The organism is Spirillospora sp. NPDC049024 (assembly GCF_040649235.1).
Classification (GTDB): domain Bacteria; phylum Actinomycetota; class Actinomycetes; order Streptosporangiales; family Streptosporangiaceae; genus Spirillospora.
In genome coordinates, this window is record NZ_JBEZFD010000011.1 from 131,418 (window position 1) to 146,283 (window position 14,866).

The 14,866-nt window shown below is 66.1% G+C and carries 16 protein-coding genes; 6 read left to right on the forward strand and 10 right to left on the reverse strand.

Going from position 1 to position 14,866, the window contains the following annotated elements:
• Positions 1–55: 55 nt before the first annotated feature.
• The 6 genes from AB0C21_RS21600 to AB0C21_RS21625 all read right to left on the reverse strand — a co-directional run bounded on the left by AB0C21_RS21600 (position 56) and on the right by AB0C21_RS21625 (position 3,642).
• Complete coding sequence (locus tag AB0C21_RS21600) at positions 56–397, reverse strand: hypothetical protein (RefSeq protein WP_500206369.1); 342 nt, start codon at positions 395–397, stop codon at positions 56–58.
• Complete coding sequence (locus tag AB0C21_RS21605; RefSeq protein ID WP_500206371.1) at positions 394–711, reverse strand: hypothetical protein; 318 nt, start codon at positions 709–711, stop codon at positions 394–396. The genes AB0C21_RS21600 and AB0C21_RS21605 overlap by 4 nt, the downstream gene beginning before the upstream one ends.
• Positions 712–729: 18 nt before the next feature.
• Complete coding sequence (locus AB0C21_RS21610; RefSeq protein ID WP_500206373.1) at positions 730–1,539, reverse strand: FtsK/SpoIIIE domain-containing protein; 810 nt, start codon at positions 1,537–1,539, stop codon at positions 730–732.
• Between the two features lie 224 nt (positions 1,540–1,763).
• The gene (locus AB0C21_RS21615) at positions 1,764–2,768 is read right to left on the reverse strand and encodes a hypothetical protein (RefSeq protein ID WP_500206375.1); all 1,005 of its coding nucleotides are present in this window, start codon (positions 2,766–2,768) and stop codon (positions 1,764–1,766) included.
• Positions 2,769–2,847: 79 nt separating this feature from the next.
• A complete protein-coding gene (locus AB0C21_RS21620; RefSeq protein ID WP_500206377.1) occupies positions 2,848–3,087 on the reverse strand; it encodes a hypothetical protein in 240 nt (79 codons plus the stop codon).
• A gap of 234 nt (positions 3,088–3,321) precedes the next feature.
• A complete protein-coding gene (locus tag AB0C21_RS21625) occupies positions 3,322–3,642 on the reverse strand; it encodes a hypothetical protein (RefSeq protein ID WP_500206379.1) in 321 nt (106 codons plus the stop codon).
• 164 nt (positions 3,643–3,806) lie between these two features.
• Here AB0C21_RS21625 and AB0C21_RS21630 point away from each other — a divergent pair, with 164 nt between their 5' ends.
• Positions 3,807–4,565: a helix-turn-helix domain-containing protein gene (locus tag AB0C21_RS21630; protein WP_500206380.1), complete on the forward strand. Its 759-nt coding sequence runs from the start codon at positions 3,807–3,809 to the stop codon at positions 4,563–4,565.
• A complete protein-coding gene (locus AB0C21_RS21635; protein ID WP_500206382.1) occupies positions 4,552–5,022 on the forward strand; it encodes an NUDIX domain-containing protein in 471 nt (156 codons plus the stop codon). Before AB0C21_RS21630 ends, AB0C21_RS21635 begins: the two co-directional genes overlap by 14 nt.
• On the opposite strand, the gene AB0C21_RS21640 is transcribed toward AB0C21_RS21635, so the two are convergent.
• Both AB0C21_RS21640 and AB0C21_RS21645 read right to left on the reverse strand, forming a co-directional pair.
• Positions 5,014–5,580: an HD domain-containing protein gene (locus AB0C21_RS21640; protein ID WP_500206384.1), complete on the reverse strand. Its 567-nt coding sequence runs from the start codon at positions 5,578–5,580 to the stop codon at positions 5,014–5,016. The genes AB0C21_RS21635 and AB0C21_RS21640 overlap by 9 nt on opposite strands.
• Positions 5,581–6,036: 456 nt before the next feature.
• A complete protein-coding gene (locus AB0C21_RS21645; RefSeq protein WP_500206386.1) occupies positions 6,037–7,197 on the reverse strand; it encodes an AlbA family DNA-binding domain-containing protein in 1,161 nt (386 codons plus the stop codon).
• Positions 7,198–7,779: 582 nt separating this feature from the next.
• Here AB0C21_RS21645 and AB0C21_RS21650 point away from each other — a divergent pair.
• Positions 7,780–8,808 (forward strand): hypothetical protein, encoded by a 1,029-nt coding sequence (locus tag AB0C21_RS21650; protein WP_500206387.1) that lies wholly within the window; start codon positions 7,780–7,782, stop codon positions 8,806–8,808.
• A gap of 57 nt (positions 8,809–8,865) precedes the next feature.
• On the opposite strand, the gene AB0C21_RS21655 is transcribed toward AB0C21_RS21650, so the two are convergent.
• The gene (locus AB0C21_RS21655; RefSeq protein ID WP_500206389.1) at positions 8,866–9,354 is read right to left on the reverse strand and encodes a hypothetical protein; all 489 of its coding nucleotides are present in this window, start codon (positions 9,352–9,354) and stop codon (positions 8,866–8,868) included.
• A gap of 325 nt (positions 9,355–9,679) precedes the next feature.
• On the opposite strand from AB0C21_RS21655, the gene AB0C21_RS21660 reads away from it, so the two are divergent.
• A complete protein-coding gene (locus AB0C21_RS21660; RefSeq protein ID WP_500206391.1) occupies positions 9,680–10,030 on the forward strand; it encodes a hypothetical protein in 351 nt (116 codons plus the stop codon).
• A gap of 52 nt (positions 10,031–10,082) precedes the next feature.
• Here AB0C21_RS21660 and AB0C21_RS21665 read toward each other — a convergent pair whose 3' ends face one another.
• The gene (locus AB0C21_RS21665) at positions 10,083–11,717 is read right to left on the reverse strand and encodes an amidohydrolase family protein (RefSeq protein ID WP_500206392.1); all 1,635 of its coding nucleotides are present in this window, start codon (positions 11,715–11,717) and stop codon (positions 10,083–10,085) included.
• A 302-nt stretch (positions 11,718–12,019) separates the two neighbouring features.
• On the opposite strand from AB0C21_RS21665, the gene AB0C21_RS21670 reads away from it, so the two are divergent.
• Together AB0C21_RS21670 and AB0C21_RS21675 are read left to right on the forward strand one after the other, a co-directional pair.
• Positions 12,020–14,458, forward strand: a complete 2,439-nt coding sequence (locus AB0C21_RS21670) for a glycoside hydrolase family 5 protein (RefSeq protein ID WP_500206394.1) — start codon at positions 12,020–12,022, stop codon at positions 14,456–14,458.
• 188 nt (positions 14,459–14,646) lie between these two features.
• Positions 14,647–14,853: a hypothetical protein gene (locus AB0C21_RS21675; RefSeq protein WP_500206396.1), complete on the forward strand. Its 207-nt coding sequence runs from the start codon at positions 14,647–14,649 to the stop codon at positions 14,851–14,853.
• Positions 14,854–14,866 lie beyond the last annotated feature (13 nt).

Genomic DNA, 14,866 nt, shown 5'->3' on the forward strand with positions numbered 1-14,866 from the left:
GGGTGTGAGGCGGAGGGCCGGAAGTCTTTGGCGAGAGGTCCGGCCCTCAGCCGCGTCAGAACCAGGAAGGCGGTTCTTCGACGATGAGGATCGCGCCGCAGTGGGCGCAGTCGATCAGGCCCGGATGCTGGTCCTCAGCTTCGGCGTTCCAGTTGCCGGGCCAGATGCGCAGGTCGATGCAGTCGCAGTCAGGACAGCGCAGGGCGCTGGTGATGAGCTGGTCGGCCCAGCCGTTGAAGCAGTCCGGGCAGTAGATGTTCATGTCCGGCCAGGCGGTGACGAGCCACTCGGGGTTTTCGGTGCTCAGCAGGTAGGCGCGGCAGTGGCAGCCATCGCATTCCATGACCCAGCGTCCCCAGTCGGGTTTGCCGTTGGGCCGGTAGTACTTGTGGATCATTGGGCCCACACTCCGTGGCAGGCGCCGCAGGTCAGCGCCATGTCGGTGGTGCGTTCGTCGACAACGACACGGGTCTCGTAGACGTCGGTGGAGCCGCAGTACAGGCATCGGGCGATGCGGTCGCCGATCAGCTCGGCGACGACGTGGGCGCGGTCGGGGTTGCAGGTGTGTTCGCGGGCCCATTCGCCCAGCCGGGTGTAGTCGCCGATGGCGACGGTGTGGGGTTCGAAGCACACCAGGCAGATACCGGTGTAGCCGTTGATCTCGGGGGTGATGGTGGTGATCAGGACACGGGTCGGGGGTTGCGGATGCATCAGGTGCCCTTCCGGGTGTCAGGCGGCCAGCCGTGTGGCGGGCCGGGAGGTCGAGGCGGAGCGGGAGCGGATCCAGGTGGCGTGGTCGGCCAGGTTGTTGATCTGCTCGTCGCGCAGGTAGGCGGCCTTGAACAGGGCCGGGACGCCGCCTTCGGCGATCAGATAGGCCACGCCCTGGTCGGTCGGGGCGATGGTGGCGGCGTTGAATCCCGAGTGGGCCCAGCCGTGGCCGAGGATGATGTCGCTGCTGTTGGGAGTGGTGCAGCGGAACGCGACGCGGAATCCGAAGATGTCGCGCAAGCTGGTCGGGATGATGTCGACGCTGGGTCGCTGGGTGGCGGCGATGACGGGGATCGCGCAGGCACGCCCGCGGGCGACGATGTCGCGGACCAGGCCGATGAACTCGGTCTGCTGTTCGCGGGTGCCGATGGTGGCCGAGTAGTAGGCCAGCTCATCGAGGATGACGGGAATCACCGAGACGCCGTCGGCAGCGGTGATCTTGCGGCGGTTGTGGGCCAGCAGCCAGGCGTAGCGGTTGTTCATGACCTGCTGCACACGCCGCAGCGTGGTCAGGGCGTGGTCGATGTCGGGTCCGACGAACTCTTCGGCGAGGTCGGCCCACATGCCCAGCTCGACGAGCTTGGGGTCCAGCAGCACCGGCCGGGTACCGGCCGCCAGGAAACTGTGCGCGGTGATGTTCTGGATCAGGCCGGACTTGCCGCCGCCGGGCTCCCCGGCGATCAGCATGTTTCGGTAGGGCAGCACCACGTAGACGGGTGCGCCAAACTCGTCGACGCCCAGATAGACGGGGTCGAACATCGACAGCATCGGTCCCACCGGCACGGCGGCCGAGGGCGGGACAGTCGGTGATGCCATTGGAGAAGGTCCCTTCGGTAGGGACCCGGGCACGAGGCCGACCGCGACGGGTGACCTCATGCCCAGGCCGGAACGGGCAGCGAAGGGGCGTCCCTCAGGTGCAGGGACGCCGGTCACCGGTGACGGTCACCGGTCGTGGCATGACGCCAGCGGCGCCGAGATGCGGGAACCGGGCGTTACACCCAGTCGAGGACGTCGTCCGGCGTCACGGACTTGGCCGTCTTCGGAGCCGGAGCAGCTCCCGAAGCAGGCGCCGGGGAGGGTGCGGAGGCCGGCTTCTTGTCGGCCCGCTCGGTGCGCTTGTCGATGCGCGGGATGGTGTCGGGCACCGGCGAGGGTGCCGGAATGTCGGGCAGATCCAGCGCGGTCGGCACCGGAGCGGTGGTCGTGGTCTTGACCGTGGCAGGGGTGTTCGGGTCGACCATGTCGACCAGCGGCGAGTTCACGGTGCCGGTCAGCGCGTTGCGGCGCTTGATGTCGATACGCAGAAACGCGGCGTTGCGGGACGAGGCCCGTTCCACGGTGACGTTGGCGGCCCAGCAGGCGACCGCGATCTTGTCGAGACGGTTTTCGAGATCGGAGACCGCCAGGCCGGGACGCAGCCAGATCCAGATGCGTTCCCCGACCGGAGTGGGCATGGCCCACAGGATGAGCGGGAGAGACCCCGACCGGTTGGAGATGATGAATTCGTTGAAGCAGGCGCGCAGACGGTGCCGGGAGATCAGGCACCAGGCGTAGGAGACGATGCGCCGCCGTACGGGCGAGATGGCGGCGGGCACACCGGCCACCAAGCCGACGATGACGACCCGGCCGACGAGGCCGGTGTGGTCGGAGACGATCACAAACCCGGCCACGATCAGGCCGGAGACGGTGATCTCGGGCAGCCACCACCAGACGACTCGGATGACGGGCCAGGCCGCGATGATTCCGGCGGTGGGCAGCGCGACCGCGAGCCCGATCGCCAGACCGGCGACCAGGGCGACGATGGGGTGCAGGTAGGAGGCGGCGACGACCGCGGCGAGCAGGCCAACGACGGCCGTGACGACGTACAGCGCAGTCTTCGCCGTGCGGGTGTAGGACCGGGTGACGCGGTCCTCGATCAGGGTGACGGTTCCGCCACGCCGACCGGAACGGCCGGACGAGCCTCGCCCGAAGACGGGCAGACGCGTAGACTTGGACACGATTCGTCCTTCCATGAGCTGGTGGGATTCGGATTGGCGGGGCCGGAGGAATGTGAGTCCTCCAGGCCCCGCACTTGTGTCAGCCGAGGCTGTTCGGCTGCAGGTCGAAGAACAGGACGACGGCGTCTCCGCTGGGGAAGTGCTTGCCGGTGAGCTGCGCGAGCAGCTTGGTGAAGAACTCGGAGCGCGTAACGGTCGGCGGAATGTTGATCTCGCCGGACACGGTGATGGTTTGCCCCGTCTCGGGAGACTGGAGCGTGACGAGGTAGTGGTAGTTGTGCATGATGACCTTCTTTCTCGGGTCGGTGAGATCGGTCATGGGCCACACGCTGTAACTCGTGCGGCCAGGTGGTGGGATGTATTTCGGTGCCATTCGTCGGCACCTCCCTCCGCTATCAGGAGGGGAATGGGGGAACAGTGCGGCCGGTCCATTTGAACCGGCCCGCACACGTTGGGGAGCGGATGAGAACGCCGCCCCCGGTCACTCAGGGAGTGAGCAGACGGTCAGCGCCTGCGACAGACACCGCGAGCTGATCGCAGAAGAACAGCCCGGTTACTTCGAGACCGCCGGGGAAGCGGCCGCCTTGAGCTCGACCGCGCGGAACGCAACGCCGTTGCGCCCGTTGGTCGCCCAGGGCAGGGCCTCCAGCTCGGACACGGTGACGAACTGCCCCACCTTCACGTTCGGCCTCTCACCCGCCGTCGTGATGGTGATGACCTCGCCGCCGTCGTTGTCCTGGACGAACACCTGCGTCGACCACATCGGCCGGCCCGTGTTCCGCTCGGTCCGCTGACGACCGTTCTGGTCGGTCTTCTCCACCGGGTCCTTCGACACCATGATCTGCTTCGCGCTGGTGTCCACGTAGAGCTTCACTGAGCTCTCCCTTCGATCCAGGGCCGCACCGCCTCTCGGTGCGCTTCCCTTTGGCTGTCACAAAGGTGCCTGGATGTGATGGGACGACTTCACTACAAGGGGAGACAACTAGGGACGTCTGTCATACCATAAAGTCGTCCCGAGTCGTCCCCCAAGGAGTTCCAGTGAGCAACGAGCGCTTGAAGGACGCCATGCTGTCCAAAGGTCTCTCCCCGGAACAGCTGGCAGAGGAGCTTGGCGTCGACCCCAAGACCGTCGAACGTTGGATCACCACAGGCCGCAAGCCCTACCCGAAGTACCGTCACCGAATAGCCGCCCTTCTGCGCGAGGGCGAACAGTACTTGTGGCCGGATGCCCTGACCGAGACCCAGGCGGCCCGAGTCAACGAGTCTGAGATCGTCAAGGTCTATCCCCACCGCAGCATGGTCCCGGCTGAGCTCTGGGACCGATTGCTCGATAAGGCCAAGGACAACATCGACATACTCGTGTACGTCGGCATGTTCCTCACCGAGAAACACGACCTTCTCGCCAAGCTTCAAGCCAAGGCGTCCTCGGGAGCACGGGTACGTCTCCTATTTGGCGACCCGTCGAGCGAAACCATCATCCAGCGAAGCATCGACGAAGGCATTGGCAAGCATGCGATCCCGGCTAAGATCGGGCACGCGCTTGCTTTCTTCCAGCCACTCCGTAATACAGATGGAATCGAGCTTCGACAGCATGCGACCGTGCTGTACAACTCAATCTACCGATTCGACAACGAGCTGATTGCCAACCCGCATGTGTACGGTGTGACCGCTCCCCATGCGCCAGCGCTCCACCTTCGACGCTTGTCCGCCGGTGACATGTTCAGTACCTACACCACAAGCTTCGACGCAGTCTGGAACAAGAGCGTCCCGGTACCATGGAGCGATGCCGAAGACTGACTACTACGATGACCCTGCTGCCCCCCGAGCGAACAGCATCGTGGTGGCAGTGACAGTGGCCGTCCGCGACGAACGCGGCCGGGTGCTCCTCATCAAGCGAACCGACAACGGCCTTTGGGCTCTTCCTGGCGGAGCCCAAGACATTGGTGAATCAGTTGAGGATGCAGCTATCCGGGAAGTCCGCGAAGAGACCGGCATCAACGTGGGTATCACTGGACTAAGCGGCATCTATTCGGATCCACGCCATGTGATCGCCTACGATGATGGCGAGGTGCGCCAAGAGTTCTCGATTTGCTTCCATGCTGCCCCTCTCGGCGGAAAACTGCGAGAAAGCTCAGAATCCCGTCGCGTGGAGTGGATCGAGGCATCCGAGATCAAAGGCTTGCGCATCCATCCGTCCATGATGCTGCGCATTTCGCATGCGATCGAGGACAGGAGCACGCCTTACCTAGGCTGACACGGCATTCCTTAGTCGGCTCTTGGTCCGGGCGATAGCGGCCCCCTGTTCGTGAGCAGCCTCAGCGACGAATCTGCCCACGAGACTTTGGCGACCATAACGCTGCTCTATCTCCGCGCGTCTCTCTTCTGGCGTTGTCTCGGCACCATCAGGCATCGTCGTCAGATCACACAACCACAAGCCGTCTCTGACAGCCGTAGGACCCTCATCCTCGAAGCCAACGAACTCGTCTTGAATCCCGCGCAGCCTTGCTTCCAGAGCGGCGAATGAGTGATGAGCAACCAGATTGACCAGCCGTGCCGGTGCCTTGGCCTTCCGCAAGTAGTGAGCCCCATCAAGTGGATGGAAACCCAAACGAGCTAGAGGAGTCGCGTAACCGATGTCATGAAGAATCGCGGCGGCTTCGAGTAGGTCAGCATCAGGACCGGCAACGTCACGCAGCTTTCGAGCCTGTCGAGCAGCTCCCTGACAGTGAGCCCACCGACGAGGGTTGTCTTGGGCAAGACACTCCTCAGCAAGGTCGTACGCCCACCTGATCAGAGACATACGCGTGACCATAGCCCGTATGACCGACGGCCGCACGGGCCTACAGCGTTTTGGTATCTCCGGCCGCTGCGGTATGCCGTTCCGCTGTCAGGTCCTGAGACCCGACAGGTATGCCGTTCCGCTTCTGTGCAGACTTTCTGTACGTCTTCAAGGCGGCCCGAGAACCGGGCCGCACGCGCCGCCGACTCGGCGCCTGGCCCTCCGCCTCTGCTTGGGCGCCGGCTACGGGACCAGGCCGACGCCGGTCGGCAGGCGCGAAGAGCAGCAGAATTCACGGGGCCGCGGGAAGACGGAGACCAGTCACGGGCCGAGCTGGCCGCGTCCGTGCCGCTGGCCGGTTCCCGACTTGCGCGGGGACCCCGCGCGGGGCCTCACGACGGGCCAATGCGGGCAGGCGGCAGCGCCAGCCCGTCCGCCGGTCCAGGCTACGAGGCCCCGCCCCCACGCAAGTCCGGACCCGTCCAGCTCTTAACCTTCTGGACGTGGTGGAGGAATCTGTCCAGATCGCAGGAGAGAACGTCCAGCCACAAGCATCGTGTGTATCTCACGCGCCTTGACAGGAATCGAATATTCATCTCTTCTGCGGGGAATGAATATTGCCCCTCCTTGGTACTTTCCATCCCAAAAAGCACCTTGTACGAGGAAGGGTTTGTTCTCCTCTAGTTGTGGAGGTATTGATAGATACACTACCATGCCGTCATCAAACGGAACTTCTCCGGCATTCAGCCCCGAAACGGGCGGATGAACGCGCTCGTCTATTGATGTTAGATATCGTTGAATGCGCGTCTCGTCAACTGGAACGGGTGTCACTTTTTTTAGGACCTCATTATGTCCACTCCTGTTCTTGGTGGCTATCCCTACGACTATTATGCCGCCATGCTCTGAATTGGCAAAACAAGCAACATCTGATGCTAGTTCAAATTTCCACTGGTTTTCGTTCTTGCCCATCTCGTAGCCATACGCCTTAACATCCAGCCAAATATTTTCGCGCATACCTACGAGACGCTCCACTTGGCCCATCTGTATAATTCTCTCAACTACTTTGGGTGATCTGATGCCGAGTCTATAAAAATATACTTCTTGTTCTATTTGGCGAGCAAATCTAATGACGTCCGCAATGCTTCCCACAACTGATGGCACGAGAAAGTAAAGCTCGAAACGCCTGGCTTCCACATCAGAATTGTCCTCGTCCCGATAACCCGTGCCGTAGTCATCGAAAGGGCTGATGTCGATCAGTTGATAATTTTCTCGGCTGCCTAGGGCTGCGATAGTATCGCGGAAATCAATGGGTGCCATCTCGCGCATAGCAAAAGCCGATACTATTAGCATCATTTGGCCATCCGGCGCTACTTCAAGATGAGTCCAGCCGGATTCCCATGGACTATCTAGTGATTCGGATATATCTACCCTAATTGTCAGAGAACCAAGTATTTCGACACCCGCCGTGTAGTATGGTCCATTTTTGCTGGGCAAATTAGGCTCAATAATTTCGAGCATGGTCGATCGGATGTCCTTTATCGAACAACTCTTGATGTCTTGCTCGGATGATTCGAAATCCCAGTTATTTCTACTGTGGATCACTGCTTGACTATTGCGCACATGAAATTCGGGGAGTTTTCGGTAGTCCATGTTGTGAGTATTGCCATCCGATGAGGATCCGCCCATGTTGAGATGGTCTCACACGAAGGAGAGTCATCTAGGGTGAACCAGTGAGAACAACCCCGGCCGAGCGGGGACGTGCTGAGCTGGGTCGGGAACCAGCCGAAAATGATCTACATCGTTCACCACTGGTTCGAGTCCAGTCACGGCCTGGGGCGAGCGAGACGCCATCGACTGGACGGGCGTGACCAAGGGCGCACTGACGTCAACAACCTCTTGACGGCGGATCGACCAACGTCCTCGCCCCAGTAACGCGTACCGGCTCTGGCTGGTCAAGCGCTGTGCTGAGCGCTCAGGTGAACCGCTTGAAGTCGGGCACATGCAGGGCACATAAGCGCGCGATCAGGTGCGAAGCGATGAGAGTCGACGAGTGCCGAAACGCCTGGTCGTGACGCAGGGGCGGTGTCTGCGCAGGCCATGCTGGGTGCCCGCGAAGAACCCGGCTTACAGGCCGACTCGTCCGCCCCACGCTCTTCAGATCGGCGCTCACGCGAGCGACGCCACTGGCGCACTGGAGCACATCGCCATAGGCGGCGAGAGGATACTTTCCTCATGCGGCAATCGCGTTGGGAGTATCCGGGCCTTGCGGAAGGCCGTTCAGAGCACATCACCGGCGCGTTGCGCGCCGTCGACATCGACGGCCGGATCCTCTTGACCGGGCTGTACTGCGACGAGGACGGCTATAACCGCGTGGATGTGCGTGATGCCGCCACGGGCGAGGTCATCGACGCGGAATATCACCACCAGGAGTGGTGGAACGATCCCGCGGACCACTTCACCGGCTTCAGCGCGCCGGACGGCACCTACATCCTTTACATCAGTCTCCGAGCCAGTGGGTACTGCGTCCAGCGGGTGACCCCGAAAGGCCTCGAGTTCATCGAGGAGCCCGTACCCGAAGATGACGGCGCCTTCTTCGAGTTGGCCCCCGCGCTGCTGGACGGCCGCCTGACCATTCTGACCTGCGATGAACGCACTGCGAGGTTCCGCGAGTGGCGCAACGGGAACCGGGTGCTGCGCACCTGGACCACGCCCGAAGGATGGGCAGACCCCAGTCCGGTATCGATCGGTGGGCGGCCCTACCTCTGGCTCGGCTGCGACGGTCCCGAACACACCAGCAGGCTGTGGGACCCGATTTCTGATGAACCGGTCGGCCCGCCGTTTCTGGTCCGCGGGTACCGATGGGGCCCGTGGGCTTTGAACCGGCGTCCCGTGGCCCTGTTCAAGGTCAACTGGCGCGACTTCCAGGTCTGGGACCTGGCGCGCCGGGAACCCTGCGGCCCGGGCTTGGGCGATCTCGAACTGAAGAACCCGTCCCTCGGGCTCGTCCACGGCCGTCCCGCCCTGGCGGCCACGGTGGGCACGTCACTACGGATCTGGGACATCCGCACAGGCCGTCTGATCAACGCCACCCCCCTCCCGGACACTCCCATAGCCACCGCGGTCGGCCCGAAGAGCACCGCCTGGGCGATCACCACCACCGGATATGTCGGCAGCGTCACCATCACCCCCGCCGAGATCCACCCCGCAGCCGCCCGCCGGAACAACAAACGGCAGGCCGCCACCGGTAGGGCGAACCGGTGAGGTAAGCGGCGCAAGCCCGAAAGCCGCCCGGTCTCGGTCGTTTCGGTGTGCTTCGGTTCAGAGGTAGTCGAAGTAGCGGGTCCACCATGTCGCGTTCGCAGGCGCGAAGACGGCTGGATCCCAGACGCCGTCGTACCGGCGCCAGAGGGGCTCTTCGGGGATGAGGCGGTAACCGAGGTCGACAAGAGCGGCACGGATCGGCCGGGCGTCGTCGGGATGCAACAGCTCGGCCGCTTCGGCATCGGTCCAGATGCCGGGGTTGTCGACGGACAGGACAGCCAGACCGCCGAAGTTGCTGACGCTGATGACCAACCGGCGACGGCCGGCGGTGGCCGACGAGGGGATGTCGATGCGGCCGTGAAGGCCGGCGTCCTGAACATGCCGGTCCACGTCGCATCGGCAGTCGAAGTCGGTGTCGAGGCGCTGGGCGAGCCGCTCGAAACAGGCCCGGACCTGTCGGTGGTCGAAGCCGGCGGGGAATTCCAGGTGGTCCGGGTCATCGAGCGACCGCAGCAGCTGCCAGAGATCTACGTCATCAGCGAGCATCCGGTCATTCTGGCCGCAGGGCGTCGCGAGGGCACATCACACCGCGAGGACTCCGGCTTACAGGCCGATTCCCCGCCCCACGTGCCGTCCGGCGCGGGCGGTTCGTCTTGCCTGAGGGGTCGGGGTTGGGATGGTCTTCTGTCAGGCTGATCGGGTGATTGGGAGTGCGGCGGACCCTGATCGGTTTCGAGATCGGCGGGAACGCAAGTACGGGTACGACTTCATTGACGAGGTGCTGGTGAAGTGCCCTAGGTGTGAGGGTTGCGCTGTCGTCCTGCCGCGTCCTGGGGTTGTCGAGAACGCCGAGGCTGGTTCGGGTGGATTCATGGACCTTCGTCGGCGGTTGCGGTGTGCGGCGTGTGGCTACTTCAAGGACGAGACGGTCAGCTCTGCTGTCCTTGGGGGCCAGGTCGATCCCTTCTTTCAGCGGCCGGTGTGGTTGCAGGCGAGTTGCTGTGGACATGTGCTGTGGGCCTACAACGTCCGTCATCTCGATCTGCTGGAGGCCTATGTGGCCGCGAAGCTGCGCGAACGCGGAGACCTTGTCGCGTGGGCGCCTGCGAGCCTGGTGGAGCGCCTGCCCACGTGGCTCAAGACGGCCAAGAACCGCGCCGAGGTCTTGAGGACGATAAACCGCCTGCGTTCGACGTTGCCCGGTCATCTGGCGGAACCGTGATGCCTGCGTTGTTTTAGGCCATGTCCAGCCGTCCGACGTTCGCCACAACGGGTCACTTCTTCGCGCGCTGCCACATTTCCAGGTACGCCTCGGCGCCCTTGGCCATGTCGTCGGTGATCCGGTGGCCGCCGACGTGCCGGAGGTCGGCGATCCAGTCCGGGACGAGGCCGTAGTTGGCGACGCCGTCGGTGTTGAGGTCCCACGTCCGCACGCCGGTCTTCTGCTTGGTGAGCGTGACACCGGGGTCGATCGGGGACCTGAACGGATACTTCAGCGGGTCCTCGGCGGCGGTGGTCCGCGGCGCGGGCAGCGGCCCCATCCCGTTGGCGTCCAGGCCGTACCCGTAGCCGAACAGGTACCCGGGCGCGGCCTGCGCCCTGGCCTGCTTCCATCCCGCGATGAACTGCGGGGCGGACGAGGCGTAGGAGGTGACCATGCCGCCGAGCCGGTAGACGCGGCTCAGGTAGTGCTCGTCCGACCAGCTGTGCGAGGAGACCACGCCGGAGTAGTGCGCCTTCTCCAGCAGGTCCAGCGACCGGCTGGCCGCCTTGGCGCTCATGTGGTCCAGCTCGACGATCATCTTGCGCCTGATCATGCTGCGCAGCGTGTACGCGCCGAGGTCGGTGAGCCCCTTGGCGTTGCACAGCGGCGCGCTCGGATACACCGGCACCGTCACGCCGAGCCCGCGCAGCCCGCTGAGCGGCCCGGCGAGCAGGTCGCCGAGCTGCCCGGACGGCATGATCGGATTGTCGTGCTCGGGCGCCGTGCAGCGGTCGGCCTGCCAGAACCGCCCCGACCCGACGAACTGGCCGAGGTTCATGATGACGCCCGTGGCGTCGGAGTCGTACCGGACGCCGCACAGCGCGTTGTCGAACTTGTGGCACAGGAACATCGACGAGACGCCGAGCTTCTGCACCTCGTCCAGGCCCTCGTCGATGTCGGCCTTGGTGCATCGGGGCTTGCCGTACACCTCGCGGCAGCCGAACGGCTCGGAGGTCTCGATGCCCAGCACGACGGCGAGCTTGCCCTGTTCGATGACCCGCCGCGCCTGCTGAGGGCTGGTCACCACGCGGAACCAGCCCTTGCCCGCGCCGCCGTTCTCGCGGTCGACGAAGTCCTGGAGGGCGTAGGTGGCCGCGGCCTGGCGCCGGATGGTCTCCATCTCGTCACACGGGTACTTCTTCAGCGGGTAGATCTCGCAGAGCGTCCGGTTGTCGACGAGTTGGTTCACCAGGACGCGCTGCCCGGCCCGCCACGACCGCTCGACCCACTTGTACCAGGCCTGCTGGTGCGTGTACGAGTCGCGGGCCGGCCAGTCCTTGAACGTCGGCCACCCGGTGGTGTCGTGGGAGCCGATCGGGGTGCCCTTGCGGGTGAAGTTCTCGAACCAGGCGGGGACGCCGTTCGGGCTGTGGTCCGGGCAGTCCTTGAGGGCGGCGGCCGGACCGCCCGGATCGAACGTCTCACCGCACATCAGCGACCCGCCGAAGCCCAGGTAGGACATCAGATGGCTGTGCGCGTCGAGGTATCCGCGCACCTGCCCGCCGGCGGTGGTGCCCGTGAACGGTGCACCGGTCGCGCCGACGTCCACGACCGGGGTGTCGCCCGCGGCCGCGGACGGCGTCGGCGCCACGAGCAGGGCGACCGACAGTACCGCGAGCACGGCGCGGAGGCGGGGGAGGGGCATTCGTCACACCTTGGGGGAGAAGTGCCTTCGGGTCTGCACAAGATCAGTACCAGACCGGGCACCAAAAGTGAATACTTTTCATTTTTGGTGCCCGTGTGCTTGAGTCCCACCGTGCCGGGGGTGGTCGGGGTCGTGCGTCGACACCTCCCGCGCATCCCTCATTGATCCGCTCAGGTCCGCGTGGGCTTCCAGAGGCCCTTCGCTCGACCGGTTCGCTGACAGGTGCTCGCTCTCCGAGCGGGGGTCTGGCAAACATGAGATTCGTTCATGTATTTTGACGTTCCCCGGTGCTAGGAGATCGCATGGGTTCGCGGCGGCTCGTGCCGACGGTCGTGGGTGCCGTCCTGATGCTCGTGCTCGGCGGGGCGCTGATCGACCCGGTCGGGTACTTCGCGTTGCTGGGGACGCCCGGCCGCTGGATCCCCGCCGCCCGATGGCAGGCCGTACCTCTGGTCGTTTACGTCCCCTTGCTGCTCCTGGGGACGGCGCTGGTCACCGCGGCCTTCGGGCATCTGGGACGGCGGGCGCGGTTCGCGACGGTCTGGGCGGGGTTCGTCCTGGCCGCCGTGGTCGCGAAGGCCGTCATGCCGGTGGCGGCGACCGCACCCGGGCCGAACTTCGCGGACGTGCTGTGGGCGACGAGCTTCACCGTGCCGAAGGCGGCCCTGTACGGGCTGGTCCCCGCGGCGGCGACCCTGCCCTGGCGGACCGGGGAGCGCGGCGGCGGGGAGCCGGCGCACCGGGCGCACTGGCCGCTGGCGGCCGTGAACGTGGCGGGGGTCGCCGCGACCGGACCATGGATCGCGTCGCACTGGTCGCGCGATCTGCCGCACGGGCTGCCGTCCGCGTCCCCGCAGGGCGGAGCGGCCGGGCTCGCCGCCGGCCTGCTGGTCCTCCTCCTCGCGCTCGCCCGCACCCAGCGGACCTTCGCACGCCGCTCCCGCGGGGCCGCCGGGGCCTTCCTCGGCGGGTGGCTGGCCGCGATGTGGGCGGGCCTCGTGCTCGGCGCCGTCCAGGTCGCCGGGCTGGTGATCCTGGACGGGCCCGGCGCTCCGCTGCAGACGCCGGCCGCGTTGTGGGTCAGGCTCGCCGAGGGCGCGTCGCTCGGCATCGCCTTCGGCTGGCTGCCCGCTCTGCTCGCCCTCCTCGCCGCGCGCGGCGCTCTCCGTCGGCCGGTGAAGCGGACCGTCCCGGCATTCGCCCTGTTCGCGGCGGCCGTCCTGATCGGGACCGCGGGAGTGGCGGCCTTCGCGCGGCCGGGGCCGGCGCCCGCCGTCCGCAAGCCCGCCGCCGCGGGTCCGGCCGCCGCCCGCGGGACGGAGCTGTCGCCGCTCCGGGTCGTCCGGGGAAAGCGGCCCCGGATCGTCGACGGTGCGGGGCGGCAGGTTCTCCTGCGCGGGGTGAACGTCAACCAGCTGGTCGACTTCTACGCGCCGCGCCCGGGCGTCCCGGCCGTACTGCCGCTCAGCGAAGACGACTTCGCGCAGATGGCCGCGCTCGGCCTGAACGTGGTGCGCCTCGGGGTCTCGTGGTCGCGGATCGAACCGCGCCCCGCCCAGTACGACGAGGGCTACCTGCGCCAGATCGACCAGGCCGTGGCCTGGGCGAAGCGGCATGGGCTGTACACGGTGATCGACATGCATCAGGACGGCTGGAGCAAGGCGCCCACCCCGGCCGGAACCTCCTGCCCCCTCGGCACGTCCAGAATGGACGGCTACGACGGCGCGCCCGCATGGGCCACCAAGACCGACGGCGCGCCCCGCTGCCAGTTCACCGGGCGCGACATCTCGCCCGCCGGGAACCGGGCGTTCACCAACTTCTACTACGACCGCGACGGCGTGCAGAGCCGCCTGGTGAAGGCGTGGGGGATGCTCGCCGCACGCGTCGGCGCCGATCCCGCGGTCGCCGGGTTCGACCCGCTCAACGAACCGGGCTTCGGCGAGCAGGCGCCGCTGACCTCGACGCTGCTGCTCGGCCGGTTCTACGACCGCGTCCTGCGGGCGGTCCGCGCCGCCGAGGCCCGCCCCCATCCGCTGTTCGTCGAGCCGAGCATCTTCTGGTCCGGGACCGGGTTCGACGCGCTGCCGCGCGGCTCCTTCACCTCCGATCCCGACATCGTGTTCGCACCCCACCTGTACGCCGAGTCGATCACCATGGACGCCTCGCTCGGCCTGCCCGTCATGACCTCCGTCGAGCACGGGTTCGTCCTCGCCCGGCGGGCCGCCCGCGACATGCCGGTGTGGAGCGGCGAATGGGGCTACTGGGGCGACGAGGGCGCGGTGGCCGGGAAGCTGCGCCGTTACGCCCGCCAAGAGGACGACGACCGGCTCGGCGGAGCGTTCTGGGTGTGGAAGCAGGCGTGCGGTGATCCGCAGAACGGCGCCGAGCCGACCGGCAACGGACTCAACAACCTCGACTGCGCGACGGGACGGTTCCTGCCGCGCGACGCGGTGGCCGTCCAGGAGATCTCGCGCGCCTACCCGCGCGCGGCCCCGGGCGTCCTCACCTCCCTGCGTTCCGTGCCCGGCGGCAGGCCGGGGGAGAAGGCCGCGGGGCCCCGGGAGTTCGCCCTCACCGGGAGGACGTCGGGCGGCGTCTGCGACCTGGACGTCTGGGTGCCCGGCGAGGACCGGCCCGTCCCCGCCGGGTCCGGCGTCGACCGCATCGAGACCCGGCGGGTCGAGGGCGGCTGGCGGGTCACCGGCTGCGCCCGCGGCTCGTACCGCCTGACGATCGGCTGAGGCCCGAGGCGGGACGGCCGTCCGCGTGTGTGATTTCCCGTGGTGGTGGGGTGGGGACGGAGACTCTCTTGAAACGGGTCACACGACACAGAGGGTTTCATACGGGGCGCTTACCGTTCGGGTAAGAGCTGATCGCCCTGATCGGTGACGGCGGCGGGGCCGGGTGCTGAGCCCCGTGGAAAGGAGCGATGGTGATCGTCATCGTGTTCGTGGCCATCGTGGTCGCCGGGATGCTGGGCAGCCTGGTGTACCTGTGGGACTTCTCGCGCGCCAGCCGGCGCGACGCGCTGTTCCTTCCGGCGTCGGACCGGCGTTCGCGCCGGGCGCGCCGCGTGACGGGGATGTACGTACGGGATTACGGGCGCGCCGACGAGGAGCTCGTCGGGCGCTGGTAGGAAGCTTGAGCGC

What these genes read in the sequence shown, in the direction of transcription:
- AB0C21_RS21600 (WP_500206369.1), bottom strand. Translation starts at nt 397, where the DNA reads ATGATCCACAAGTACTACCGGCCCAACGGCAAACCCGACTGGGGACGC.
- AB0C21_RS21605 (WP_500206371.1), bottom strand. Translation starts at nt 711, where the DNA reads ATGCATCCGCAACCCCCGACCCGTGTCCTGATCACCACCATCACCCCC.
- AB0C21_RS21610 (WP_500206373.1), bottom strand. Translation starts at nt 1,539, where the DNA reads ATGCTGTCGATGTTCGACCCCGTCTATCTGGGCGTCGACGAGTTTGGC.
- AB0C21_RS21620 (WP_500206377.1), bottom strand. Translation starts at nt 3,087, where the DNA reads ATGACCGATCTCACCGACCCGAGAAAGAAGGTCATCATGCACAACTAC.
- AB0C21_RS21635 (WP_500206382.1), top strand. Translation starts at nt 4,552, where the DNA reads ATGCCGAAGACTGACTACTACGATGACCCTGCTGCCCCCCGAGCGAAC.
- AB0C21_RS21640 (WP_500206384.1), bottom strand. Translation starts at nt 5,580, where the DNA reads ATGGTCACGCGTATGTCTCTGATCAGGTGGGCGTACGACCTTGCTGAG.
- AB0C21_RS21645 (WP_500206386.1), bottom strand. Translation starts at nt 7,197, where the DNA reads ATGGACTACCGAAAACTCCCCGAATTTCATGTGCGCAATAGTCAAGCA.
- AB0C21_RS21650 (WP_500206387.1), top strand. Translation starts at nt 7,780, where the DNA reads ATGCGGCAATCGCGTTGGGAGTATCCGGGCCTTGCGGAAGGCCGTTCA.
- AB0C21_RS21655 (WP_500206389.1), bottom strand. Translation starts at nt 9,354, where the DNA reads ATGCTCGCTGATGACGTAGATCTCTGGCAGCTGCTGCGGTCGCTCGAT.
- AB0C21_RS21660 (WP_500206391.1), top strand. Translation starts at nt 9,680, where the DNA reads ATGGACCTTCGTCGGCGGTTGCGGTGTGCGGCGTGTGGCTACTTCAAG.
- AB0C21_RS21665 (WP_500206392.1), bottom strand. Translation starts at nt 11,717, where the DNA reads ATGCCCCTCCCCCGCCTCCGCGCCGTGCTCGCGGTACTGTCGGTCGCC.
- AB0C21_RS21670 (WP_500206394.1), top strand. Translation starts at nt 12,020, where the DNA reads ATGGGTTCGCGGCGGCTCGTGCCGACGGTCGTGGGTGCCGTCCTGATG.
- AB0C21_RS21675 (WP_500206396.1), top strand. Translation starts at nt 14,647, where the DNA reads ATGGTGATCGTCATCGTGTTCGTGGCCATCGTGGTCGCCGGGATGCTG.